This window comes from Cellulosimicrobium sp. Marseille-Q8652, from assembly GCF_965112045.1.
This window is the reverse complement of sequence record NZ_CBCOPS010000002.1, coordinates 1486952-1511569: the sequence shown is the minus strand read 5'-3', so window position 1 is coordinate 1511569 and position 24618 is coordinate 1486952. Positions and strand designations below refer to the sequence as shown.

Sequence of the window (24618 nt, the reverse complement as noted above, 5' to 3'; positions counted from 1 at the left end):
GCCGGGCCTCGTGGTGGTCTCGGAGGTCGTCTCGCTCACGGTCAGTTCTCCCCGTCGGTCGCGGTGGTCGTGTCGGCGGCGCCGTGGCCGGAGTAGTCGGCGTGGTGCGGGTTCTCCCAGATCACGGTGCCGCCCATGCCGAGCCCGACGCACATGGTCGTCAGGCCGTAGCGCACCTCGGGGTGCTGCTCGAACTGGCGCGCGAGCTGCGTCATGAGGCGCACGCCCGAGGACGCGAGCGGGTGGCCCATGGCGATCGCGCCGCCGTAGAGGTTGACCCGCTCGTCGTCGTCCGCGAGGCCGAAGTGGTCGGTGAACGCGAGCACCTGGACGGCGAACGCCTCGTTGATCTCGAACAGGCCGATGTCGTCGATCGTCAGTCCCGCGGACGCGAGCGCTCGCTCCGTCGCCGGCACGGGGCCATACCCCATGACCTCGGGGTCCACGCCCGCGTAGGCGAAGGAGACGAGGCGCATGCGCGCGGGCAGGCCGAGCTCGTCGGCGACCTCGCCGGCGGCGAGCAGGCACGCCGTCGCGCCGTCGGTCAGCGGCGACGCGTTGCCCGCGGTGACCTTGCCCCCGGGACGGAACGGCGTCTTGAGGTCGCGGATGGCGTCGACCGTGGTGCCGGGACGCGGGAGCTCGTCGGCGGTGGCCAGTCCCCAGCCGAGCTCGGCCGAGCGCGTCGCGATCGGGACGAGGTCGGAGGAGATGTCGCCGTTCGCGAGGGCCTTCGCGTACTTGGCCTGGCTGGCCACGGCGTAGGCGTCCGCGCGCTCCTTGGTGAGGTGCGGGTAGCGGTCGTGCAGGTTCTCCGCGGTCGCGCCCATGACCAGCGCGCTGGAGTCCACGAGCCTCTCGGCGACGAAGCGGGGGTTCGGGTCCGAGCCCTCGCCCATGGGGTGGTGGCCCATGTGCTCGACGCCGCCCGCGACGACGACGTCCTGCGCCCCGACCGCGACGTTGGCGGCGGTCGTCGTGACGGCGGTCATCGCGCCCGCGCACATGCGGTCGATCGCGAACCCCGGCACGGACTTCGGCAGCCCCGCGAGCACCGCGACGCTGCGTCCGAGCGTCAGGCCCTGGTCGCCCGTCTGCGTGGTCGCCGCGAGGGCGAGCTCGTCGATGCGCTCGACCGGGAGCTCGGGGCGGCGGCGCAGGAGCTCGCGCACCGTCTTCACCGCGAGGTCGTCAGCGCGGGTCTCGGCGTAGATCCCGTCGGGACGCGCCTTGCCGAACGGGCTGCGCACGCCCTCGACGAAGACGACGTCGCGCACGGCGCGACGGCGGGCCGCCTGGGTGGGCGCGTGGGCCTCGCGGGCGCTCGCGCCCGCGTCGGCTCCTGGGGCCAAGGTGTCGGCCACGGTCATGGCATCTCCATCCGGTCGGGTGGTCCGGCCGTGGTGGGGCCGGGTCAGATGGTCGGGACGGCGGCGTCCGGAGCGACACCGCTCAGGTGATACACGCTACCGCGAGTATCGGGAAAGCACGAGAACGATGCTACGACACGACGAGACCCGGTATCGACCGAGCGATACCGGGTCTCGCGTCGTTCCGTGGCAGGAGGCGGTCAGCGGGCCCCGCGCAGCCTCCGCACGACCTTCTTCGCGGTCGGCAGGCCCTTGTTCCACGCCGAGTACCACATCGAGAACGGCACGTCGATGCTGTGCACGAGCTCGTCGTCGTGCTGGGCGAAGCTGCGCTTGAACTCGCTGATGCCGTCGTTGAGCAGGCCGTTCATGTCGTAGCGCACGAGCCCGGCCTCTTGCGCGAGCGTGATCGCGTGCCACTTGACCGGCGCGTTCGCGCGCAGCTTCCGGCCGGCGTCGTCGATCCCCCCGTAGAGCTCGAACGACGTCGTCGCCGACGCCACGCACCACACGAACGACACGGGAGCACCCTCGGAGAACGCCGCGACGAGCACCGAGTGCTCGCCGAGCTCGCGGTGGATCGCGAGGTAGTACTCGTCGTCGTGCAGGGCGAAACCCGCCCGCTCCGCCGTCTCGTGGTAGACCGCGAGGACCTGGCGGACCTCGGCCTCGTCCGTGACGCGACGCACCTCGAGGCCCGTGCGGGCCGCCTTGCGGATGTCGTACCGCGTGGACTTGCCCATCGCGGCCGTGAGCTCGTCCGCGGTCTTCGCGAGGTCGAGGATCAGCGTGACGGGGTAGAGGATCGGGTTCGCGGCGTCGCGCGCGTCGGGCAGGTCGAGGTGCGTCCCGACGGGCCAGTCCGGCTCGATCGTGATGCCGACGCCCCCCACGTTCTCCTTGCACCAGGCCACGACCGCGCGCGTCACGGCGTCGCGCGCCGCGTCGTCCCCGACGCCCGGCCCGGCGCCCCACCCGTCCGCCGCGGGGGCGACGACCGGGCCGCGCGGCACGTGGCACAACGCCTTGAACTGGGCGGGCAGGGACCGGACGAGCACCTGCGCGAGGCCGACGGTGCGCCCGTCGGCGTCGACCGCCTCGAGACGGCGCGGCGTCCAGGCGCCCGTCGCCTTGACCTCGCCCCAGCCCCACAGCTGCAGCGGGTGCCCGCCGAGCGCGTTCACCTGCGCGTCCCAGGTGTCGCGGTCGGTCACTGTCCGGATCGTCAGGTTCGTGTCGTGCACGGCCCCGACCCTACCCGTCCGCCTACCGGTCCGACACGTCCGCGAACGCGGCCGCGAGCCGCTCGGCGAGGAGCTCGACCTGCCACTCCCGAGCGCCCCGGCCGCGCAGGAACGCCGCCACGCCCGCGGCGTCGGCGGGGTCGGGGGGCGTCCAGCACAGGCGGCGCAGCGCGTCCGGCTGGAGCAGGTTCTCCGCCGGGACCGTGTGCTGCTCCGACAGCTCCTGCACGACGGCGCGGGCGGCCTCGAGGCGCGCCGCGGCGCCGGGGTCGCGGTCGGCCCACGCGCGCGGCGGCGGCGGGGCGTCGGAGCGCGGTCCGCGGACCGACGGCAGGGCGCTCGCGGGCAGCGCGAGCGCGGTGTCGATCGCCTGCTGCCAGTAGGCGGCGCGCCGCCGCGTGCCCTTCCCGGCGAAGGCGGGCAGGGCCACGAGCTGGGCGACGCTGCGGGGGAGCGCCTCGGCGGCCGCGACGATCGCGCGGTCCGGCAGCACGCGACCCGGCGCGATGTCCCGCCGTCGGGCGTTGACGTCGCGGGCCTCCCACAGCGCGCGCACGACCGCGAGGCGGCGCGCGTCGCGCAGCGTGTGCGTGCCGGACGTCCGTCGCCAGGGGTCGACCCGCGGCGGTGGCGGGGGAGCCGTGCGCACCGCCTCGAACTCCTGCTCCGCCCACCGCGTCTTGCCGGCCTCCTCGAGCCGCGCCGCGAGCACGTCGCGCAGCTCGACGAGGACCTCGACGTCGAGCGCGGCGTAGCGCAGCCACTCCGGAGGCAGCGGGCGCGTCGACCAGTCGACGGCCGAGTGCTCCTTCGCGAGCCCGAGGCCGAGGAGCTCGGCGACGACGGCCGCGAGCCCGACGCGCTCCATCCCGAGCAGCCGCGCCGCGAGCTCGGTGTCGAAGACGCGCGCCGGGAGCAGCCCGTGCTCGGCGAACCCGGGCAGGTCCTGCGACGCGGCGTGCAGCACGAACTCGGTGTCGCCCACCGCCTCGCGCAGCGGCGCGAGGTCCGGCACGCCCACGGGGTCGATCAGCGCGGTCCCCGCTCCCTCGCGCCGGACCTGGACGAGATAGGTGCGCTGGCCGTACCGGTAGCCCGACGCGCGCTCCGCGTCGGCCGCGACGGGACCCGTCCCCCGGGCGAACGCGTCGACGACGCGCGCGAACGCCTCCGGGGTGTCGACCACGGGACCCACCCCGTCCGACGGCTCGGTGAGCGGGACGACGACGGGGACGACCGCGCCGTCGTCCGGGGCGGCGTCGGGCTGGTCGAGGGGAGAAAATGCAGGTGCTGCGGCCGAGCTCATGGACCCACGGTATTGCGTCGCGCGGGCAACGGTGTGATCCCCTCGGGCAGCGGGGGCAGCCCGGCGGCCGTGCACAGCAGCTGCGCCCACGCGGCGAGGTGCGGTCCGACGTCCGTCGTGAGCGGCGTCCAGGACGCGCGCATCTCGAGCTCGACGTCGTTCGCGCGCCCGGCGAGGGCGCCGAAGCTCTGGGACAGGACGCGGGTGACGGTCCCGCCCTCCGCACGCGCCGAGGCCCGCGTGTCCCGCAGCGCGTCGGCGAGCCAGGTCCAGGCGACCTCGGCGAGCATGTCCTCCGCCGCCATCTCGGGCTCCAGCGTGGCACGCACGAGCGTCACGACCCGGAACCGGCCCTGCCAGGCCTCCTGGCCCGCGGGGTCGTGGAGGAGGATGAACCGCCCGGAGGCGAGGTCCGGCTCGTCGTCGTCCGCGCCGGCGACCTCCCCGGTGAGGGCGACGGAGAACGGCGCGATGCGCCGTGGCGCCGGGACCTCGCGCAGGGTCACCTCGGGGCGCACGCGGCGGGCGGCGACGGAGTCCAGCGCCGCGCGGAACTCCGCGGGCGCGTCGGTCCCGTGTGCGGTGATCACCCTCAGCACACTACGAGCCGGCGCGCGCGGTGAGGGCCGCGGCGCGCGCGGACGTCACCGAATCGTGACCGCGATCGTCACCACCGCTGACCACGCCCGGATGGTGACCACGTCCGGAGCCGTCGGGCGCGGGGGACTAGGCTGTCCGCGTATCCGCCCCGTACCGGCTGCACCTGCCTGCCGTCGCGTCCTCGGTGCCGCTCGCGCGGCGCCGCCCGGCCGCGGACGTGCCCTCGAGGCCGTCGGTACCGATCTCCGAGGAGCAGGGAAGCAGATGGCAGCACGAGCACAGATCGGTGTGACCGGACTCGCGGTCATGGGTCGCAACCTGGCCCGCAACTTCGCCCGCCACGGCTACACGGTCGCGGTGCACAACCGCTCGTACGCCAAGACGGAGTCCCTGATCGCCGAGGCCGGCTCCGAGGGCGACTTCGTCCCGTCGGAGTCGATGGCCGACTTCGTCGCGTCGCTCGAGCGCCCGCGCAAGGTCGTCATCATGGTCAAGGCCGGCGCCGCGACCGACGCGGTGATCGACGAGCTCGTCCCGCTGCTCGAGGAGGGCGACATCGTCGTCGACGCGGGCAACGCGCACTTCCCCGACACGATCCGTCGGGAGCAGTCGCTGTCGGCGCAGGGGCTGCACTTCGTCGGCACCGGCGTGTCCGGCGGCGAGGAGGGCGCGCTCAACGGCCCGTCGATCATGCCCGGCGGCACGCGCGAGTCGTACGCGAGCCTCGGCCCGATCCTCGAGGACATCTCCGCCAAGGTCGACGGCGTCCCGTGCTGCACGTACGTGGGCCCCGACGGCGCGGGCCACTTCGTGAAGATGGTCCACAACGGCATCGAGTACGCGGACATGCAGCTGATCGCCGAGGCGTACGACCTGCTCAAGCAGGGCCTCGGCGCGTCGGCGGCGGAGATCGGGAAGATCTTCGAGGAGTGGAACACGGGCGACCTCGAGTCGTTCCTCATCGAGATCACGGCCGACGTGCTGCAGCACGTCGACGCGCGGACCGGCTCGGCGTTCGTCGACGTCGTGCTCGACCAGGCGGAGCAGAAGGGCACCGGCCGCTGGACGGTGCAGAACGGCCTCGACCTCGGCGTCCCGATCACCGGCATCGCCGAGGCGACGTTCGCGCGCGCACTGTCGGGCTCCGTCCCGCAGCGCGAGGCGGGCCGTGCGGCGCTGCCCGCGGACGCGCAGGCGTGGGACGTCACGGACCGCGACGCGTTCGTCGAGGACGTGCGGCTCGCGCTCTACGCGTCGAAGGTCGTCGCGTACTCGCAGGGGTTCGACCAGATCGCCGCGGCGTCGGCCGAGTACGGCTGGGACATCGACCGCGGCGCGATGGCGCGCATCTGGCGCGGGGGCTGCATCATCCGCGCGCGCTTCCTCAACCGCATCACCGAGGCGTACGAGCGCAACGTCCAGCTGCCGCTCCTCCTCGCCGACGAGTACTTCACCGGCGCCGTCGGCAACGGGCTCTCCGCGTGGCGCCGCGTCGTCGCGCAGGCCGCGCTCAACGGCGTGCCGACGCCCGCATTCTCGTCGTCGCTCGCGTACTACGACGGGGTGCGGGCCGAGCGCCTGCCCGCCGCGCTCATCCAGGCGCAGCGCGACTTCTTCGGCGCGCACACCTACCGGCGGGTCGACGGCCCGGGCGTGTTCCACACGGAGTGGACCCGCGACCGGAGCGAGACGCGCGAAGGCGACGCGTGAGTCGAGGCGTCGTACGCCCGGCGGTCGTCCACCCGATCATCCTGGGTGGCGACGCCGGCGCGTACAGCCTGGCCCGCGCGTTCCACGAGGCGTACGGGGTGCGCAGCACGGTCGTGACGATCGTCTCCACGCGGAACATCCGGTACTCGACCATCCTCGACAACGTCATCGAGCCGCACCTCGACGACCCCGAGGTCATGGTGCGCACGATCCGGGAGATCGCCGCGCGCGCGAAGGCGCCCGCGATGGTCGTCACGTGCGTCGACTGGTACGTGCAGGCGCTCGCCGAGCACCGCGCGAAGATCGAGGACGTCGCGGTCGTCCCGTACACGACCACGGACCTGCTCGACCGCGTCATGGACAAGCAGCGGTTCTCCGAGCTGTGCGTCGAGCTCGGCGTCCCGCACCCCCGCACGGTCGTGCGCCACGGCGGCGAGAGCGTCGGCGACCTCGACCTGCGGTTCCCGATCATCGCCAAGCCCGGCGACAACGTGGCCTGGCACCGCACGTCGTTCACGGGCAAGCGCAAGGTGCACGAGCTCGCGGACCGCGAGCAGCTCGGGTGGCTGCTGCGCACGGCGGGCGAGGCGGGGTACCGCGAGCCGTTCATCGTCCAGGAGTTCGTGCCGGGCAACGACGCGCAGATGCGCATCATGACCACCTTCTCGGACGAGAAGGGTCAGGTGCGCATGGCGCACGGCGGCCACGTGCTGCTCGAGGAGCACACCCCGGGCACGCTCGGCAACCCGGCGGCGATCCTCACGGGACCGCTGCCGCAGATCGAGGCCGACGCGCGCAGGCTCGTCGAGCACCTCGGCTGGACGGGCTTCGCCAACTTCGACATCAAGGTGGACCCCCGCGACGGCACGGGGTACTTCTTCGAGCTCAACCCGCGCACCGGCCGCTCGAACTTCTACCTCACGGCGAGCGGGATCAACCCGGCCATGTACTGGGTGGGCGAGCACCTGCAGGGCGGGCGCGTGCCCGACCCGCGTCGCGTGCCCGTGCTCTACCGGATCGTCCCCGGGTTCCTGCTGCGCCGCTACGTGCGCGGGGCCACGGACCCGGCGGTCGCCGCGCGGGTGCGCAAGGTCAGGCGCGTGGGGCACCCGCTCAAGTACTCGCGCGACCGCGCGTGGCGTCGGGACCTGTGGGTCAGGGTCGCCGAGCTGCGCCAGGTGCAGAAGTTCCGCGCGTTCTACCCGGTGTCCGCCGCGAAGGCCGCCTACGTGGCACCGGACGACGGAGGCCGGGGCGGACGTGGCTGACACGGACGCCGGTCGCGGCGCCGGCGCGGGCAGGACCGGCGAGGCGGGCGAGGACCGGCCGCCCGTGGGCGTGATCGGCGGCGTGGGGCCGCTCGCGACGGCCTACTTCCTCCAGCTCGTCGTCGAGCTCACGGACGCGGAGCGCGACCAGGACCACCTGGACATGGTCGTCCTCAACCACGCGACGATCCCGGACCGCACCGCGTTCGTGCTCGGGCGCTCCGCGGACGACCCCGGGCCGGTCCTCGCGCGCGACGCGCGCCGGCTGGAGTCGTTCGGCGTGTCGTTCCTCGTCATGCCGTGCAACACGGCCCACCACTTCACGCAGCAGGTGGTCGACGCCGTGAGCGTCCCCTTCGTGTCGATCATCGACACGACGGTCGAGGCGGCGCGCGAGCGCGTCCCGGGGCTGTCGACCGTGGGTCTGCTCGCGACGGCGGGCACCGCCGCCGCGGGCGTCTACCAGGACGCGTTCGCCGCCCACGGCGTGACGACGGTCGTGCCCGACGACGCGGACCAGGCGCTCGTCTCGCAGATCATCTACGAGCAGGTCAAGGCCGGACGGCCGGTCGACATCGACACGTTCCGGGCCGTCGCCGGGCGCCTCGTGGAGCGCGGCGCGTCGGTGATCGTCCTCGGGTGCACGGAGCTGTCCGTCGTGGCCGTCGACCACGACCTCCTCGCGGACCCCGTGTACCTCGACTCGATGGACCAGCTCGCCCGCGCGACGATCCGTCGCGCGGGCCACCGCGTGCGGGGCTGAGGCGCGCGACCCGGTCCGCGGCCGGGCGGGTCAGCCGAGCTCGCTCGTCCCCGAGTACAGGTGCAGGACCGGCAGGTGCAGCTCGTCCCGCGCGCGGGACGCCCAGTCCCGGTGGAACGTGTCCTCGACCGCGTGCGGGTACGTCACCACGACGACCTCGCGGACGTCGCCGCCCGCGACGGCCTTGCGCAGCGCCGGCAGGGGGTCGTCCTCGGTCACGGTGCCGTCCGCGACGCGGCCGGCGGCGCGGAGCTCGGCGACGCTGCGCTCGAGCTGCTCGGCGGCCGTCGCCTTCGCCTGCTTCTCCGACGGCTCGCGACCGAGCACCTCGTCCCACGCCTGCTTGAGCTCGCCCACGCTGAGGTGGTCGATCAGCGCGGAGACGAGGTTCCGTTCGGTGTCGGCCGGCACGAGGACGCGGTAGGCCAGCTCCTCGCCCTCGTGCAGGGACAGGATGTGCTGGACGTCGGCCGGGTTCAGCGTGTCCTCGGTGAGGACCAGGATCGTGTCGGTCACGCGCGTCAGCCTAACGGCAGGAGCCAGCGCGCGATCGTCGTACCGGCCGGTGCGCCGGGACGGGCGTGGGGACTGTGCAGCAGGTGGGCGAGCCGTGCGCCGCGCGGGAGCGTGGGTGCGCGGCCGTGAGCCGCCGGCCCTGCGGACCCCGGCGGCCCGGTCGGCCCGGTCGGCGCGTCGCCCGCGACGATGCGCCCCGGTCCCGGTCCGACGACCCCGGGCGTCGTCGTCAGGCACAGCTCGTCGACGAGGTCGGCCCGCAGCAGGTCGCCGAGGAGCGTGGGGCCTCCCTCGGTGAGCACGCGGCGCAGGCCGCGGTCGGCGAGCGCACGCAGCCCGGCACCCAGGTCGACCTCGTCCTCGCCGACCACGACCACGCGGTCGTCGGGCAGGACCGAGCGCGCGGTGGCGGCCCCGACCGCTCCGGTGAGGAGGAACGGCGGCCGGTCCGCGGCCGCGAGGCGCTCGGGCACCCGGCCGGTCCGGGACACGAGCGCCAGCTCGAGGGGAGACCCGTGCAGGTGCGCGAGCCCGCGGGGACGCCCCAGCGCGGTGTAGCCCTCGGCGCGGGCCGTGCCGGCACCGACCAGCACGACGTCGGCGAGGGCCCGCAGCACGCGGAACACCCGCCAGTCGGCCTCGTCGTTGATCGACCCGGAGCGCTGGTCGGGCCCCCACGCCGCGCCGTCGATGCTCGTCACCATGTTCGCCCGCACGGTCGCGGGGCCGCGCGACGGCGCGTCGTGCGCGTAGAGGGCGGCGAGCGCGTCCTCCCGGGGATCGGGGTCGAGACGCCGGGGGGCGGGGAGCAGGACGTCGAGCCGCGGCAGGTCGTCCCGCCCCGCGGCCGCGCCGCCGGTCGGGGGCCCGGAGGGCGGTGAACCGGACGCAGGCGTCGTGGCAGAGGTCACAGCGGCAACGGTAGCGGCAGGCGTAGGCTCGATCCTCGTGACTTCAGCGCCAGCATCCGGTGGGACGACCGCGCCGAGAGGCTCCACGGGCAAGGTCTCCGGGCCGGACGCGGGCACCGCCGTGAGCCTCCCCGCGCTCGCGGACGTCCACCCGTCGGTCCCGCCGTCCCGGCTCCTCGCCGACCTCGTGCCGCCGCCGCACTTCGCCGACGCCCGGTTCGCCACGTACCGCGCCAACCCGCGCTACCCCAGCCAGGCGCAGACCGTCGCGCGGCTCGAGGAGGTCGCGGGCGCCGTCGTGAAGCCGCCGCGCAAGGGCCTCTTCGCGCGCCGCACGACCGCGCCGGCCGTGTACATGGACGGCGGGTTCGGCGTCGGCAAGACGCACCTGCTCACGGCTCTCGCGCACGCCGTGGGACTCGACGTCAGCGCGTACGGCACGTTCGTCGAGTACACGAACCTCGTCGGGGCGATGGGCTTCCGGGAGACCGTCGACGCGCTCGCGACGAAGAAGCTCGTGTGCATCGACGAGTTCGAGCTCGACGACCCGGGCGACACCGTCCTCATGTCGCGCCTGCTGCGCGAGCTCGCGGACCGCGGCGTCGCGCTCGCCGCGACGTCGAACACGCTGCCGGAGGCGCTCGGCGAGGGCCGGTTCGCCGCGGAGGACTTCCTGCGCGAGATCCAGGCGCTCGCCGCGCGCTTCGAGGTGCTCCGCGTCGACGGCGAGGACTACCGCCATCGCGCGGTCGTCACCGACTCCGCCCCGCTGGCCGAGGAGGTCGTTCGCGCGACGGCCGCGCACGTGCCGGGCGCGACCCTCGACCCGTTCGACGACGTGCTCGCCCACCTCGCGCAGGTCCACCCGAGCCGGTACGGCGCGATGCTCGACGGCGTCGAGGCCGTCGCCCTCACGGGCGTCCACCCGGTCGTCGACCAGTCGTCGGCGCTGCGCCTCGTCGTGCTCGTCGACCGGCTCTACGACCGGGACGTGCCCGTGCTGCTCGGCGGCGCGGGGGAGACGGGCCTCTTCACCGACGAGATGCTGCGCGGCGGCTACCGCAAGAAGTACTACCGGGCGCTGTCCCGCCTCGGTGCGCTCGCCGAGGACGGGCGCGAGCTCGTCCGCGCCGCCTGACGGACCGGCCCGCCCGGCCGCGCCGACCGCCTCGGCGACGACCGGACGGTCACGTCGCGGCGAGGCGGCGCTTCTCGACCTCGATGTCGAAGTCCGCCGGCGGCCAGCCGAGGTCGAACCGGCGCAGCGCGTCGAGCAGGAGCTCGCTCACGGCAAGTCGCGCGAACCACTTGCGGTCCGCGGGGACCACGTGCCACGGCGCGACCTCGGTGTTCGTGCGGTCGAGGACGGTCTGGTACGCCTCCTGGTACGCGGGCCACTTCTTGCGGGAGTCGACGTCGGACGGGTTGTACTTCCAGTACTTGTCCGGGCGCTCGAGCCGCTCCATGAGCCGTGCGCGCTGCTCCTCGTAGGACACCAGCAGCGCGACCTTGACGACCGTCGTGCCCGACGCGACGACCTTCTCCTCGAACCGGTTGATCTCGTCGTAGCGCTTCTCGAGCACGTCCTCGGGCACGAGCGAGTCGACGCGGCCGACGAGCACGTCCTCGTAGTGCGACCGGTCGAAGACGCCGATGTACCCGGGTCGCGGGAGCGCGCGCCGGATGCGCCACAGGAAGTGGTGCCGCAGCTCCTCGGGCGTCGGGACGCCGAACGAGTGGTGGGCGACGCCCTGCGGGTCGACGAGCCCGACGACGTGCCGCACGATCCCGCCCTTCCCGGCGGTGTCCATGCCCTGCAGGACGAGCAGGACCGAGCGCGAGCCGCCGGAGCGGCCCTCGGCGAACAGCCGCTCCTGGAGCTCGGACAGCTCGTCCGCGTGGTCCGCCACGAGCGCCTGGCCCGCAGCCTTGTCGCCGCCGAAACCCGGGGTCGCGTGCCGGTCCAACGTCGCGAGGTCCAGGCCGGACGACGCGCGCAGCACCTCGGTCGGCGGGGAGTCCCACTCCACGGCGGTACGGCTCGCGACGGCAGCGTCCCGCGCCTCGGTCGCCGCCTTCTTCGAGGACTTCCCCCGAGGGTGCTTGCCCGCGAGCTTGCGCGACGTCTTGCCGGACTTCTTCTCGGACTTCTTCTCGGACCTCTTCGCCGCAGCCATGGACGTGAGCGTAGTCACACCCAGGACACGACGGCGACGGAACGCGCGGGCAGGTCGACGATCCGGTCGCGGACCTCCGTCGTGGGGTCCCACGCCGCGAGCAGGCGGGGGGAGCCGGCCAGCGCGAGCCGCAGGGCGCGACGACGCCGGCCCAGGTTCACCGCGACGGCGACGGTCCGCCGCTCCACGACGAACGCCGGCCCGTCGTCGGGACCGAGCCGGCCCTCCTCCGCGGACGCGTCGTCGGCGGGGCCGTCCGGCCCGTGCAGGGTCACCGCCGACAGGTCGCCCGAGCGCACGTCGGCGCGCGAGCGGAGCCCGACGAGCGTGCGGTACCAGGCGAGCAGGCGCGCGTGGTCGCCGTCGAGGCGCTCGGACCAGTCGAGCACGCTCGCCGCGCGCGTCGCCGGGTCCTGCGGGTCGGGCACGACCGGTCCGTCGTCGCCCGGCGCGCCCCAGCCGTGACCTGCGAACTCCGCGGCCCGGCCGGCGCGGATCGCCTGGGCGAGCTCCGGGTCGTCGTGGTCGGTGAAGAACTGCCACGGCGTCGACGCGCCCCACTCCTCGCCCATGAAGAGCATCGGGGTGAACGGGGACAGCAGCACGAGGGCCGCGGACACCGCGAGCCCCCCGGCGTCGAGCGTCGCCGACGGCCGGTCACCCTGCGCGCGGTTGCCCACCTGGTCGTGGTTCTGCGCGCACACGACGAACGCGTGCCCGTCGGTCCCCTGGGGCACCGGTCGTCCCCACCGCGTCCCGCGGAAGGTCGACCACGTGCCGTCGTGGACGAACACGCCGGTCAGCGCCTTGCGGAGCACGGCGACCGACCCGAAGTCGACGTAGTAGCCCTCCCGCTCGCCCGTGACGAGCGCGTGGAGCGCGTGGTGCACGTCGTCGGCCCACTGCGCGCGCATCCCGCGCCCACCCTGCTCGACACCGGTCACCGTGGCCGGGTCGTTCTCGTCGGACTCGGCGATCAGGGTGAGCGGGCGGCCGAGCTCCTGCTCGACGCGGTCGATCCGCCGCGCGAGCTCGGCGAGCACGTGGGTGGGGGAGTCGTCGACGAGCGCGTGGACCGCGTCGAGACGCAGCGCGTCGACGTGGAACTCGGCGAACCAGCGCTCGGCGTTGTCGACGACCCACTCGCGCACCTCACGGCTGCCCGAGCGGTCGAGGTTGACGGCCGCTCCCCACGGGGTGTGGTGCGCGTCGGTGAAGTACGGCCCGAACTCGGGCAGGTAGTTCCCGGACGGGCCGAGGTGGTTGTAGACGACGTCGAGCACGACCGCGAGACCGCGCGCGTGCGCGGCGTCGACGAAGCGCTGCAGCGCGCGCGGTCCCCCGTAGGGCTCGTGCACCGCGTAGAGGTGGACTCCGTCGTACCCCCATCCCCAGCGGCCCCCGAAGGCCGCGACGGGCAGGAGCTCGACCGCGCCGGCGCCGAGCTCGACGAGGTGGTCGAGCCGGCCGATCGCGGCGTCGAGCGTGCCCTCCTCCGTGAACGTCCCGACGTGCAGCTCGTACAGGACCTCGCCGCGCACGTCGCGACCCGCCCAGCCGTCGTCGGTCCACGCGAACGCCGGGTCGAACGTGCGGCTCGGGCCGTGCACCCCGTACGGCTGCCACGGGCTGCGCGGGTCCGGCCGGCCGGGACCGTCGTCGACCGCGAACCCGTAGTCCGTCCCCCACGGCAGCTCGTGGTCGTAGCCCCACCAGCCCGGGACGTGCGCCCCGACGAGCCGCAGCGACTCGCGACGGGCGCCGTCGAAGGTGCCCGAGCCCGGCCGGGGCAGGAGCAGCTCGACCGTCCGTGCGGTCGGCGCCCACACGAGGGGGCGGGGGCCCGGCACGGAGAGCATGGGGGTCCCGCGGGGCGGTGGGGCCGGCGTCATGCCCCCCGCCTCGACCAGCAGCGCGACGGGCAGGTCCGCCAGGAGCTCGGCGACCGGGACGGGTCCTGCGGGGTGCACGCGGTCGGTGAGCAGGTCGCGCCACCCGCCCGGCGCCGCGGGGAGCGCCACGACGTGGTCGCGCCACCCGCCGAGGCGTCGGACCGTGCCCTGCAGCCGCGTCGCGACCGTCACCGCGCGCGGCGTGCCGTCCTGCGTGCGTGCGAAGGCCAGCGCGCAGGGCGTCGACGTCGCGACGGGCGCGTAGCCCGCCCCGGGCCCGACGAAGGCACCGGTGACGTCGCGACGCAGCCGCAGCGCGCGGGACGTCACGAGCAGCTTCTCGTCGGCCAGGGTGCGCGCCCCGGCGCCCTCGTCGAGCCGTGCGAGACGGGTCCCGAGGTCGTGGACGTCCACCGGGCGCCGGTTGTCCGGGTCGACGAGCGTGGGGGCGTAGCCCTCGCTGCCCTGGTACACGTCCGCGACCCCCGGCGCGGTGAGCTGGACGAGCTTGATCCCGAGGCTCGCCGCGCGCAGCTCCTCGCGATGGTCGTGCGACCAGCGCGCGTACGCCGCCAGGACGACCGGGTCCTCCAGCGCACGGCGCGCGAGGTCCTCGACGGCGCGCTCGTACGCGTCGTCCGGGCTCGTCCACGACGTGCGGACCTTGGCCTCGCGCAGCGCCTTGCGCAGGTAGTCCACGAGGCGGTCCGCCGCGATCGCCCGGTGCTCGTCGCCGGTGCCCGGCGCCCCCTCGGCGGCGTCCTCGGGCGTGGCCGGCGCGTCGGGCGACCAGGTCCCGACGACGGTCTGCCACAGCAGGTTCTCCGCGAGCCCGTCGACGAGGACGCCGCGGTACGGGGCGCTCGCGGACCGGACCTCCTCGACGAGACGGGCCCACCCGGTCGCGTCCTCGGCGAGCACGCCCAGGGCGGCCCGCGTGTCCTCGCCGCGCTTGGTGTCGTGGGTCGACCCCGCCGTGAGCGCGAGAGGCGTGAGGGCGGAGAAGCGCTGGGCGAACGCGTGCCAGTCGTGCACGCCGATGCTGAACCGGTCGGGCTCCCCGCCCACCTCGCACAGGCTCGACAGCTCGGTCCAGCGGTAGAACGCCGTGTCCTCCACGCCCTTCGCGGTCACCGCGCCGCACACCTGCTGGAACCGGACGACGAGCTCGTCGCGGCGCGCCTCGCGCCGGCGCCCGGCGCTGCCGACCTCGCGCCCGAGCACGAGGTCGACGACGACGTCGAGCGTCTCGCCGCGCTGCGGGTCCAGGCGGGCGCGGGCTCGCGCCGCGGCCTCCTCGACGGCACGGACGGCCTCGTGCCGCGGCGTGACGCCGGGCTCGACGTAGGCCCGGTACCGGTCGAACGCGACGAGCAGCTCGCGCAGGCACTGGTGCAGGGCCCGCCACGTGTGGTCCCGCAGCCGCGGGTCGTCGTGGCAGACCGCTGCCGCGAGGTCCGTCAGGCGGTGCACCTCGGCGTACAGCGGCCCGGCGACGACCTCGTGCTTGGCCTGCTCGACGACGCCCTCGAGACCGCCGGCCAGGTCGCCGGTGAGCCGGGTCATCACCGCGTCGAGCCCGGCGCGACCGCCCGGGTCGACGAAGAGCTGCTGGAGTCGCCACGCGACGTCGTAGCCGGTGGTGCCGACCGTGGCCCAGTCCGGCGGCACCTGCTCGTCGCCCGCGAGGATCTTCTCGACGACGACCCAGGCGCCGTCCGTGCGCTCGGCGAGCCGGTCCAGGTACTGCCCGGGGTCGGCGAGCCCGTCCGGGTGGTCGATGCGCAGGCCGTCGACGACGCCGGACGTCACGAGGTCGAGCAGGAGCGCGTGCGTCGCGTCGAACACCGCCTCGTCCTCGACCCGCACCGCGACGAGCGAGCCGACGTCGAAGAACCGCCGGTAGTTGAGCTCCTCGTCGCCGACGCGCCAGAACGCCAGACGGTAGTGCTGCCGCTCGACGAGCTCGGCGAGGGGGAGGTCCTGCGTGCCCTCGCGCACGGGGAACACGTGGTCGAAGTACCGCAGGACGGTCGTCCGCGTCCCCCCGCTGCCGGCGCCGGTGTCGGCGCCGGCGTCCGCCGGGTCGCGGTCCGGCGGCGGGTCGGGCACGACGATCTCGTCGAGGACGAGGTCCCCGGCGGCGAGCGCGTCCCCGAGGCGCACGCCGAGGACCGGCATGAGCACGGCGCCCTCGCCGGCCGACCAGTCGACGTCGAACCACGACGCGTAGGGCGACTCGGGACCACGCTCGAGCACCGACCACAGCGCGCGGTTGTGCCACGCGGGGGTCGGCACGGCCATGTGGTTGGGCACGACGTCGAGCACGATCCCGAGGCCGGCGGCCCGCGCCGCCGCGGCGAGGCGGTCCAGGCCGGCGCGCCCGCCCATCTCGGCACTGATGCGGCTGTGGTCGACGACGTCGTACCCGTGCGTGGATCCCGGCGCGGCCTGGAGGACGGGGGACAGGTAGAGGTGCGTGACGCCGAGGCGCGCGAGGTACGGCACCTGGCGCGCGGCGTCGTCGAACGTCAGGTCCGGGCCGAGCTGCAGCCGGTACGTCGAGACCGGGGTGCCGCCGGGAACCGACGCGCCCCGGTCCCGCGGGGCCGCGCCCGTCCCCTCCGTCACCGTTCCGGTCGCCGTGCCCGTCACCGCGCCTGTCACCGCGCCTGTCACCGTGCCCGTCACCGCAGCGGGGGGCGGGTCAGGACGATCGAGCTGCGCCCCGTGACGGGCACGGTGTCGCCCGGTCGGAGCTCGTCGCCGAGGTCGACGGTGCCGTCCGTGTCGAGCACGACGGACCACGACTCGCCGTACTCCGCGCCCGGCACCGTGAACTCGAGCACGTCGTGGTGCGCGTTGAGGAGCAGCAGGAACGAGTCGTCGACGATCGGCTCGCCGCGGCGGTCGGTCTCGGGGATGGCGTCGCCGTTGAGGAACACCATCACGGACCGGGCGTACGCCTGGTTCCAGTCCTCGGAGTCCATGCGCGAGCCCGTGATGTCGAGCCACTCGATGTCCGGCAGGTGCGCGGCGTCGTCCGCCGTGTCCTCGGCGCCGCGTCCCACGAAGAAGCGCCGTCGGTGCAGCACCGGGTGGTCGCGGCGCAGCCACACGACGCGGCGGGCGAACTCGAGCAGCGCGCGACGCTCCTCGGCGTCGGGGTCGGTGGGCACGTCCTCGTCGTGCGCGGGCGGGTCCGTGGCGTGGGCGTCGTCGACGATGCCCCGCCAGTCCATCCACGTGATCTCGCTGTCCTGGCAGTACCCGTTATTGTTGCCGCCCTGGGTCCGGGCGATCTCGTCCCCGTGCGCGAGCATGGGCACGCCCTGGGACAGCAGGAGCGTCGTGAGGAAGTTGCGGCGCTGGCGCGCGCGCAGCGCCCGGACCTCCGGGTCGTCGGTCGGTCCCTCGACGCCGCAGTTCCACGAGCGGTTGTGGTTCTCGCCGTCCTTGTTGTCCTCGCCGTTGGCCTCGTTGTGCTTGTGGTCGTAGGACACGAGGTCGTTGAGCGTGAAGCCGTCGTGCGCTGTGACGAAGTTGATCGACGCGATGGGCTTGCGCCCGCTGTGCTCGTACAGGTCGGACGAGCCGGTGAGGCGGCTCGCGAACTCGGGCAGCGTCGAGGCCTCGCCGCGCCAGAAGTCGCGCACCGTGTCCCGGTAGTCGCCGTTCCACTCGGTCCACAGCGGCGGGAAGCCCCCCACCTGGTACCCGCCCGAGCCCAGGTCCCACGGCTCGGCGATGAGCTTGACCTGGGAGATGACCGGGTCCTGCTGGACGATGTCGAAGAAGGCCGAGAGCCGGTCCACCTCGTGGAACTGCCGCGCGAGGGTCGCCGCGAGGTCGAAGCGGAACCCGTCGACGTGCATCTCCGTGACCCAGTACCGCAGCGAGTCCATGATGAGCTGCAGGACGTGCGGCGAGCGCATGAGCAGGGAGTTGCCCGTGCCCGTGGTGTCGAAGTAGTGGGCCTCGTCGCCGTCGACCAGGCGGTAGTACGCCTTGTTGTCGATGCCCCGGAAGCTCAGGGTGGGGCCCATGTGGTTGCCCTCGGCCGTGTGGTTGTACACGACGTCGAGGATCACCTCGATGCCGGCCTCGTGCAGCGCCTTGACCATGGACTTGAACTCCATGACCTGCTCGCCGCGCGTCCCGTACGCGGCGTAGCCGTTGTGCGGCGCGAAGAAGCCGATCGTGTTGTAGCCCCAGTAGTTCGACAGGCCCTTCTCCACGAGGTTCGGGTCGTTGACGAACTGGTGGACCGGCATGAGCTCGACGGCGGTGACGCCGAGCGACACGAGGTGCTCGATCACCGACGGGTGCGCCATGCCCGCGTAGGTGCCGCGCAGCTCCTCGGGCACGTCGGGGTGGAGCATCGTCATGCCCTTGACGTGGGCCTCGTAGATCACGCTGTCGTGGTAGTCCCGGTTCGGCGGGCGGTCGTGACCCCAGTCGAAGTACGGGTTCACGACGACGGAGACCATCGTGTGCGCGGCCGAGTCGTCGTCGTTGAGCGAGGGGGCAGAAGGTGCCGCGCCGGAGTCCTGGTCGTCTCCCGGCTCCTGACCCTCCTCGGCGTCCTGGGTGTCCCGATCGTCCCCGGCCGCCCCCGGGTCGTCGCCGAAGCGGTAGGAGAAGAGCGACTCGTCGCCGTCGATCTGGCCCTCGATCGCCTTGGCGTACGGGTCGAGGAGGAGCTTCGACGGGTTGCACCGGTGCCCGTTCGCGGGGTCGTACGGGCCGTGCACGCGGTAGCCGTAGCGCGTGCCGGGGCCGACGCCGGGGAGGTACACGTGCCACACGTGGGCGTCGATCTCCTCCACGTCGAGCCGCAGCTCGCTGCCGTCGTCGTCGAGCAGGCACAGCTCGACGCGCTCGGCGACCTCGGAGAAGAGGGCGAAGTTCGTCCCCGAGCCGTCGAAGGTGGCCCCGAGGGGGTAGGGGTGGCCAGGCCAGGTCTGCATCCCCAGAGGATGTCATGGGCCACGGACCGTCGCGCTGGGGAGTCGCCGTCCCGGGTGAGACGCACGCCACACTCGAAGCCTCGCCTAAAAAAGTGTGCCAAGCGCGCACGACAAACGCCGTCCGCCTGGTCCCCGCGGCACCCCGGCACGGACGGGGGAGCGCGTGCGTGTCCCCGGGCGACCTGGTAGACCCGTGGCATGAGCACCGACCCGCTCCGCCAGGACGACCTCAACCAGTCCGACATCGCCTCGGCGCGGCTGTCCCCGCCCCGCGACGACGACGAGGAGCGCGGGGACGTCCTGACCGGGGGCGACGCGACGAAGGCGCCGCACTCGCTGTCGGAGGTCGAGCGCCGGCCGATCGAGGGCGCGTCGTCCGGGACCTCGTGGGACGACCCGGACGAGCTCTGACCCCACGCCGACCCGCGTCGGCCGGCGCGGACCCGGGCGTGACGGGACGGTCCCGCCCGGTCGCCGCGCTCAGTCCAGGCGCGGGAGGCGCGCGGCGTCGACGGGCACGATGCGGGGCATCCCGGCGGGCGCGACCGCGCTGAGCGCGAGGTAGCGCGCCTCGGCACGGTGCAGCCGGATGTGCTCGTCCACGGTCCAGTCCGGACCGTTCGTCAGCACCATCCCGCACGAGCACTCGATCGTGACGTGGCCCGCCGGGTCCTCGCGCACCTGGCCGGTGGTGACGTGCGCGGCGCGCGCGCCCGCCTTCGCGCGGCGCATCGACGCGCTCACGGGTTCGGGCCGGTCAGGGGCACGGGGCCCGCCGGAGGGGGTGCCGTCGAGCGCCGGGGGAGCGAGTTCCACGGGACGAGCCTAGACGCCTGCCGTGCGAGCGGTCGGTGCCTCCTCCTCGGCGTCGTCGTGCGCGTGGGCCAGGCCGAGGGCGTGCGCGCGCTCGTGCTCGCGCTCCGCGGCCTCGCGCGCGGCGATGCGCGCGCGGACCTCCTCGCGGCGCAGCGGCGGGACCGTCGGCGGCGGCTGGCGGCGCTCGGGCAGCTCGTCGAGCAGGCGGGCGACGATCTCCTGGATCTCGGTGACGGCGCGCTCGAACGGCTCCTCGGTCGCGGCGCTGGTGCGCTGGATCCCGGTCACCTTGCGGACGAACTGGCGGGCGGCGGCCTCGACCTCCTCGCCCGTCGCCGGGGGGACGAGGCCGCGCAGGGTCGTGATGTTCCGGCACATGCTCCCGACCGTACGCCGGGCCGCGCCGCCCGGGGAAGGGCGGCCGGGCGACACTACGAGGGTGGACCCGATCGCCCGCCTCCTCGCCGCACCTCCCGACCTGCCGGTGGGGGACCACCTGGACGAGGTCGTCGGGGGCGTGCGCGACGTCGGTGCCGTCGTCGTGCAGGCGCCGCCGGGCACGGGCAAGACGACGCTCGTCCCCCCGGCCCTCGCGGCGGCGCTGGACGGGCGCGTCGTCGTCACGCAGCCGCGCCGGATCGCCGCGCGCGCGGCGGCGCGGCGGCTCGCGTCGCTGCTCGGCGAAGAGCTCGGCGGCACGGTCGGGTACACCGTGCGCGGCGAGTCGCGCACGTCGCGCCGCACCCGGGTCGAGATCGTCACGACCGGCACGCTCGTGCGCAGGCTCCAGCGCGACCCCGAGCTGCCGGGCGTGGCCGCCGTCGTGCTGGACGAGGTGCACGAGCGCCACCTGGAGGACGACCTCGCGCTCGCCCTGCTGGCGGACGTGCGCGAGAACCTGCGCGACGACCTCGCGCTCGTCGCGATGTCCGCGACCGTCGAGGCCGAGCGCACCGCGCGGGCGCTCGCGGGTGGCGCCGGGACGACCCCGGGCGCCGTCCCGGTCGTGCGCGTCGAGGGCACGCTGCACCCGGTCGACGTCGTCTGGTGCCCGTCCCGGGGGCCGCGCACCGACGCGTTCGGGACGGCACGCGCGTTCTGCGACCACGTCGTCGCGACGACCCGCCGCGCGCTGGCGGAGCGTGCGGGAGACGTCCTCGTGTTCGTGCCGGGCGCGCGCGAGGTGGACCTCGTCTCCCGTGGTCTCGCCGGCGTGGAGGCGGACGTGCGCCCGCTGCACGGTCGCCTGCCGCCGCGCGAGCAGGACCGTGCGCTCGAGCCCGGGCCGCGGCGCCGGGTCGTCGTCTCCACCGCGGTCGCCGAGTCCTCGATCACCGTGCCCGGCGTGCGGGTGGTCGTCGACGCCGGGCTGGCGCGCGAGCCGCGCACCGACGTGCGTCGTGGCCTGCCCGGTCTGGTGACGGTCGCCGTGAGCCGTGCGGGCGCGGAACAGCGTGCGGGCCGCGCGGGTCGTGAGGCCCCGGGGGCGGTGTACCGGTGCTGGTCGGAGGGCGACCACGCGCGTCTGGCGCGGCACCCCGAGCCGGAGATCCGGACCGCGGACCTGACCGGGTTCGCGCTCGAGCTCGCGTGCTGGGGCAGCCCCGACGGCACCGGGCTGGCTCTCCTGGACCCGCCTCCCGCGGCCGCCTTCGCCGCGGCGCGCGAGGTGCTGCACGGGCTGGGCGCGGTGGGGCCGGACGGGGCGACCCCGCTCGGGCGCCGGATCGCCTCGGTCCCCGCCGACCCCCGCCGCGCGCGGGCGCTGCTCGACGCCGTGCCGGAGGTCGGCGCGCGTCGCGCGGCCGAGGTGGTCGCGCTGCTCTCGGAGGACGTCCGGGCGCCGGGTGCCGACCTGCCCGCCGCGCTGCGCGGTCTGCGTCGCGGTGGACCGGGGTCGGGCCCCTGGGCGGCGCAGCGGGACCGGCTCGAGCGCGTCGCGAGGGACGCCACCGGTGCCGCCACGGGCCACGCGGGTCACGGACGGGCCGACGGCCCCGGCGGCCCGCGCACGACCGACGACGCCGCCGTCGGGTACGTCGTGGCTCTCGCGCACCCGGACCGGGTCGCGCGCCTGCGCTCCGGCGGGGAGTCGTACCTCCTGGTGTCGGGCGCGGGGGCACGGCTGCCCGCGGGCTCACCGCTGCAGGGCACGCCCTGGCTCGCCGTCGCGGACGTGGACCGTGCGGCAGGTCGCGCGGACGCCGTCGTGCGGTCCGCGGCTCCCGTGGACGAGGCGACGGCGCGCGCCGCCGCCGCTGCCGAGCACCGGACGGCGGAGGTCGTGGAGTGGACCTCGGGACGCGTGCGCGCCGTCCGGGTGACGTCGCTGGGCGCCATCGAGCTCTCGCGCGACCCGTGGCGCGACCCGCCCGCCCGTGCGGTCGTCACGGCGGTGCGCGACGGGCTGCGGCGCGACGGCCTCGACTCCCTCCCGTGGAGCGGGGCGGCGGTGCGGCTGCGCGACAGGCTCCGCTTCCTGCACCGCGCCCTGGGGGAGCCGTGGCCCGACGTCGCGGACGACGCGCTCCTGGACCGTCTCGACGACTGGCTGGGCCCCGACCTGCCCGCGCTCGGCCGGGGCCGGGGCGTCGACCTCGCCCCGGCGCTGCGCCGGCTGCTGCCGTGGCCCGCGGCGTCGCGCCTCGACGAGCTCGCGCCCGAGCGGCTCGTCGTCCCGAGCGGCTCGTCCGTGGCCGTGGGCTACGCCGACGAGCAGCCGGTGCTCGCGGTGCGGCTCCAGGAGACCTTCGGCTGGACGCGCACCCCGCGCGTCGCGGGCGGTCGTGTCCCCGTGCTCCTGCACCTGCTCTCCCCGGCGGGTCGTCCGGCCGCGGTCACCGCGGACCTGGAGTCGTTCTGGGCCCAGGGCTACCCGCAGGTGCGCGCCGAGCTGCGCGGCCGCTACCCCAAGCACGCGTGGCCCGAGGACCCCACGACGGCGGCACCGCTGCGCGGCACGCCACGGCCACGGCGCCGGGACTGACCTCGTCGTCGGTCGTCGTGCCGGAGGACCCCGTCAGGCGAACCGGGCGGACACCGCGACCGACTCACCGACGTCGAGCCGGACGTCCGCGAGCCGGACGCCCGGCGGCAGCTCGGCCGCGAGGTCGACGGTCCGGCCCTGCGCGCGCTCGACGTGGGTGCGCGCCGCGAGCAGCGCGCCCGCGACCACCGGGTTGCGGCTCGTCAGGCTCAGCTCCCGCACGGTGAGGACCATCGCGGCGTCGACCTCGACGACGGCCCGCGCGTGGACGCTCGCCGACAGGATCCCCTTGCGGACCCGCGCGAACCCGGAGCCGCGGGCGGAGCGCGGTCCGGTCGACTCGACCTCGACCTCGAACGAGGAGAGGCTGAGGCCGCCCAGCGTGCGGAGCGACTCCTCGAGCAGGCGCCGCGCCGCCTCGACGAGCGCGTCCTGCGGTGCGGCGACGCGCACGTGCCCGCGGAGCGGCGCGTCGTCGCCCGGCTCCACCGGCTCGACGCCGAGCGACCCGTCCGCGCCCGCGACCCACCGGAACCGCACGTCCTGCGCCTCGAGCACGAGGTCGACGGGCACCCCCTCGACCGTGACGGGGTGCGCGTCGACGCGCAGGCGGCGCAGGACGCCGTCCTCGCGCGTGGCCGCGTCGGTGGACGCCGGGACCGCGGGGTCGGTGGGTGCTGGTGCGTCGGTGCGTGCGGCGCCGCCGTCCGTCGAGCGCGTCGGCCGGACGACCATGCCGCTGAGGTCGACGTCGAGGGTCGGGACGTCCGGGCCGTCCACGGTCGCGTCCACCCGCAGCCGGTCGAGGTGCTCCACCGCACCCTCCGCGAGGTCGCCCGCGACCATCTCGACGACCGCGGACCGCACGCGGGCGCCCAGCTCCGCGCCGGTCACCGGCCGGGGGGACCGGCCCAGCGGCAGCACGTCGACCCGGGGGCGGTCGTCGGTCCTGGTGTCCTCGGTGGTGCGGTCGTCGGCCATGGCGGTGAGCGTAGCGGGCGCGCGGAGGACGCGTGGGGTGGGTCGCTGCCCGGCTGCGGCCGGACCTCTGACCTCCGACGCGGGACGGGCCGCTCCGGAGTCCTCCGGAACGGCCCGTGCTGGTGCTCGGTGGGCGATACTGGGATCGAACCAGTGACCTCTTCCGTGTCAGGGAAGCGCGCTACCGCTGCGCCAATCGCCCGAGGGCACCCTCGACGTCCGTGCTGAGGGTTGCCGCTCGCGAGGTGGAGATGGGATTCGAACCCACGTAGACGGCTTTGCAGGCCGCTGCCTCGCCTCTCGGCCACTCCACCGTGAGACACGTCCTCACTCGCTCCCGAGAGAGACGGTCTGAGAGTGGGCCTCCGAGCGGATGACGGGATTCGAACCCGCGACCCTCACCTTGGCAAGGTGATGCTCTACCAACTGAGCCACATCCGCGCGGCCGGATGCTGAGAGGGCGTCGATCGAGAACTCAGGATCGAGATCTCGGGCGTCCCCGGCGTTCCGGCGCGTCCCACATACTAGCCGACTTTCGCCCGGTGTCCCGCATCCGCCCGGCACGCCGGCGCGAGGAGGGCCGTTGGAGGGGCATGTGCGGGGAGAGGCGCGTCGTGGCGCGCGAAAGGCCGCCCCGGTCGTGCCGGGACGGCCTCTCGCGTCGTGCTGGTGGGCGATACTGGGATCGAACCAGTGACCTCTTCCGTGTCAGGGAAGCGCGCTACCGCTGCGCCAATCGCCCAGGTGGTCGTGCAGGTGATGCTGGTACTGCGTGTGAGGTGGAGATGGGATTCGAACCCACGTATACGGCTTTGCAGGCCGCTGCCTCGCCTCTCGGCCACTCCACCGCGACCTGCTCCGACGCCCCCGAGGGGGTTGTCGAGAGTGGGCCTCCGAGCGGATGACGGGATTCGAACCCGCGACCCTCACCTTGGCAAGGTGATGCTCTACCAACTGAGCCACATCCGCGCGGCCGGTCCTTCGGGAGCCGTCCGATCTCTCGATCGGGCGTCCCCGGCGTTCCGGCGCGTCCCAGACATTAGTCGACTCGGGCGCCCGACGTCCAACCGGCCTTCGGTGCGCCGTCCTGGCGGCCCGGGCGCCCGGC

The 24618-nt window shown here is 74.7% G+C and carries 18 protein-coding genes and 6 tRNA genes; 6 read left to right on the top strand and 18 right to left on the bottom strand.

Features of this window, described 5'->3' with window-relative positions; translation table 11 throughout:
- Nucleotides 1–41: 41 nt before the first annotated feature.
- The 4 genes from ACWPWV_RS16735 to ACWPWV_RS16720 form a co-directional block, all read right to left on the bottom strand.
- Complete coding sequence (locus ACWPWV_RS16735) at nucleotides 42–1370, bottom strand: thiolase family protein (protein ID WP_454044046.1); 1329 nt, start codon at nucleotides 1368–1370, stop codon at nucleotides 42–44.
- 200 nt (nucleotides 1371–1570) lie between these two features.
- Complete coding sequence (locus ACWPWV_RS16730) at nucleotides 1571–2614, bottom strand: lipid II:glycine glycyltransferase FemX (protein ID WP_454044045.1); 1044 nt, start codon at nucleotides 2612–2614, stop codon at nucleotides 1571–1573.
- Between the two features lie 22 nt (nucleotides 2615–2636).
- On the bottom strand, nucleotides 2637–3920 hold the full coding sequence (locus ACWPWV_RS16725) for an HRDC domain-containing protein (protein ID WP_454044044.1): 1284 nt from the start codon (nucleotides 3918–3920) through the stop codon (nucleotides 2637–2639).
- Nucleotides 3917–4510: a DUF3000 domain-containing protein gene (locus tag ACWPWV_RS16720; RefSeq protein WP_454044043.1), complete on the bottom strand. Its 594-nt coding sequence runs from the start codon at nucleotides 4508–4510 to the stop codon at nucleotides 3917–3919. The genes ACWPWV_RS16725 and ACWPWV_RS16720 overlap by 4 nt, the downstream gene beginning before the upstream one ends.
- Before the next feature lie 274 nt (nucleotides 4511–4784).
- On the opposite strand from ACWPWV_RS16720, the gene gndA reads away from it, so the two are divergent.
- Genes gndA through ACWPWV_RS16705 form a run of 3 tightly spaced genes read left to right on the top strand, consistent with a single transcriptional unit; the run spans nucleotide 4785 to nucleotide 8261 of the window.
- Nucleotides 4785–6230, top strand: coding sequence for an NADP-dependent phosphogluconate dehydrogenase (gene gndA / locus ACWPWV_RS16715; RefSeq protein WP_454044042.1), 1446 nt, complete (start codon nucleotides 4785–4787; stop codon nucleotides 6228–6230).
- Complete coding sequence (locus ACWPWV_RS16710; RefSeq protein WP_454044041.1) at nucleotides 6227–7498, top strand: carboxylate--amine ligase; 1272 nt, start codon at nucleotides 6227–6229, stop codon at nucleotides 7496–7498. Before gndA ends, ACWPWV_RS16710 begins: the two co-directional genes overlap by 4 nt.
- Entirely contained in the window at nucleotides 7491–8261 is a 771-nt protein-coding gene (locus ACWPWV_RS16705) for an aspartate/glutamate racemase family protein (RefSeq protein ID WP_454044040.1), read from the top strand. Before ACWPWV_RS16710 ends, ACWPWV_RS16705 begins: the two co-directional genes overlap by 8 nt.
- A gap of 30 nt (nucleotides 8262–8291) precedes the next feature.
- Here ACWPWV_RS16705 and ACWPWV_RS16700 read toward each other — a convergent pair whose 3' ends face one another.
- Entirely contained in the window at nucleotides 8292–8777 is a 486-nt protein-coding gene (locus ACWPWV_RS16700; RefSeq protein ID WP_454044039.1) for a hypothetical protein, read from the bottom strand.
- A 5-nt stretch (nucleotides 8778–8782) separates the two neighbouring features.
- The gene (locus tag ACWPWV_RS16695; protein ID WP_454044038.1) at nucleotides 8783–9688 is read right to left on the bottom strand and encodes a dihydrofolate reductase family protein; all 906 of its coding nucleotides are present in this window, start codon (nucleotides 9686–9688) and stop codon (nucleotides 8783–8785) included.
- Between the two features lie 121 nt (nucleotides 9689–9809).
- On the opposite strand from ACWPWV_RS16695, the gene zapE reads away from it, so the two are divergent.
- Nucleotides 9810–10826, top strand: a complete 1017-nt coding sequence (zapE, locus tag ACWPWV_RS16690) for a cell division protein ZapE (RefSeq protein ID WP_454044572.1) — start codon at nucleotides 9810–9812, stop codon at nucleotides 10824–10826.
- A gap of 49 nt (nucleotides 10827–10875) precedes the next feature.
- Here zapE and ACWPWV_RS16685 read toward each other — a convergent pair whose 3' ends face one another.
- The 3 genes from ACWPWV_RS16685 to glgX are packed head-to-tail and all read right to left on the bottom strand — an operon-like array spanning nucleotide 10876 to nucleotide 18727.
- A complete protein-coding gene (locus ACWPWV_RS16685; protein WP_454044037.1) occupies nucleotides 10876–11865 on the bottom strand; it encodes a PPK2 family polyphosphate kinase in 990 nt (329 codons plus the stop codon).
- Nucleotides 11866–11879: 14 nt separating this feature from the next.
- Entirely contained in the window at nucleotides 11880–16424 is a 4545-nt protein-coding gene (treY, locus tag ACWPWV_RS16680; protein WP_454044036.1) for a malto-oligosyltrehalose synthase, read from the bottom strand.
- A gap of 20 nt (nucleotides 16425–16444) precedes the next feature.
- Entirely contained in the window at nucleotides 16445–18727 is a 2283-nt protein-coding gene (glgX, locus tag ACWPWV_RS16675; protein ID WP_454044035.1) for a glycogen debranching protein GlgX, read from the bottom strand.
- A 198-nt stretch (nucleotides 18728–18925) separates the two neighbouring features.
- Here glgX and ACWPWV_RS16670 point away from each other — a divergent pair, with 198 nt between their 5' ends.
- On the top strand, nucleotides 18926–19138 hold the full coding sequence (locus ACWPWV_RS16670; RefSeq protein WP_454044034.1) for a hypothetical protein: 213 nt from the start codon (nucleotides 18926–18928) through the stop codon (nucleotides 19136–19138).
- A 69-nt stretch (nucleotides 19139–19207) separates the two neighbouring features.
- Here ACWPWV_RS16670 and ACWPWV_RS16665 read toward each other — a convergent pair whose 3' ends face one another.
- Both ACWPWV_RS16665 and ACWPWV_RS16660 read right to left on the bottom strand, forming a co-directional pair.
- Nucleotides 19208–19543: a hypothetical protein gene (locus ACWPWV_RS16665; RefSeq protein WP_454044033.1), complete on the bottom strand. Its 336-nt coding sequence runs from the start codon at nucleotides 19541–19543 to the stop codon at nucleotides 19208–19210.
- Between the two features lie 9 nt (nucleotides 19544–19552).
- Complete coding sequence (locus ACWPWV_RS16660) at nucleotides 19553–19921, bottom strand: DUF2277 domain-containing protein (protein ID WP_454044032.1); 369 nt, start codon at nucleotides 19919–19921, stop codon at nucleotides 19553–19555.
- Nucleotides 19922–19982: 61 nt separating this feature from the next.
- Here ACWPWV_RS16660 and hrpB point away from each other — a divergent pair, with 61 nt between their 5' ends.
- Nucleotides 19983–22529 (top strand): ATP-dependent helicase HrpB, encoded by a 2547-nt coding sequence (gene hrpB / locus ACWPWV_RS16655; RefSeq protein ID WP_454044031.1) that lies wholly within the window; start codon nucleotides 19983–19985, stop codon nucleotides 22527–22529.
- A gap of 33 nt (nucleotides 22530–22562) precedes the next feature.
- Here hrpB and ACWPWV_RS16650 read toward each other — a convergent pair whose 3' ends face one another.
- From ACWPWV_RS16650 to ACWPWV_RS16620, 7 genes are all read right to left on the bottom strand, one after another.
- The gene (locus ACWPWV_RS16650) at nucleotides 22563–23510 is read right to left on the bottom strand and encodes a hypothetical protein (protein ID WP_454044030.1); all 948 of its coding nucleotides are present in this window, start codon (nucleotides 23508–23510) and stop codon (nucleotides 22563–22565) included.
- A 130-nt stretch (nucleotides 23511–23640) separates the two neighbouring features.
- Nucleotides 23641–23712, bottom strand: a tRNA-Val gene (locus ACWPWV_RS16645).
- A 41-nt stretch (nucleotides 23713–23753) separates the two neighbouring features.
- Nucleotides 23754–23824, bottom strand: a tRNA-Cys gene (locus tag ACWPWV_RS16640).
- 54 nt (nucleotides 23825–23878) lie between these two features.
- A tRNA-Gly gene (locus tag ACWPWV_RS16635) sits at nucleotides 23879–23951 on the bottom strand.
- Nucleotides 23952–24177: 226 nt separating this feature from the next.
- Nucleotides 24178–24252: transfer RNA gene (locus ACWPWV_RS16630), tRNA-Val, on the bottom strand.
- Nucleotides 24253–24287: 35 nt separating this feature from the next.
- Nucleotides 24288–24358, bottom strand: a tRNA-Cys gene (locus ACWPWV_RS16625).
- A 48-nt stretch (nucleotides 24359–24406) separates the two neighbouring features.
- A tRNA-Gly gene (locus ACWPWV_RS16620) sits at nucleotides 24407–24479 on the bottom strand.
- Nucleotides 24480–24618 lie beyond the last annotated feature (139 nt).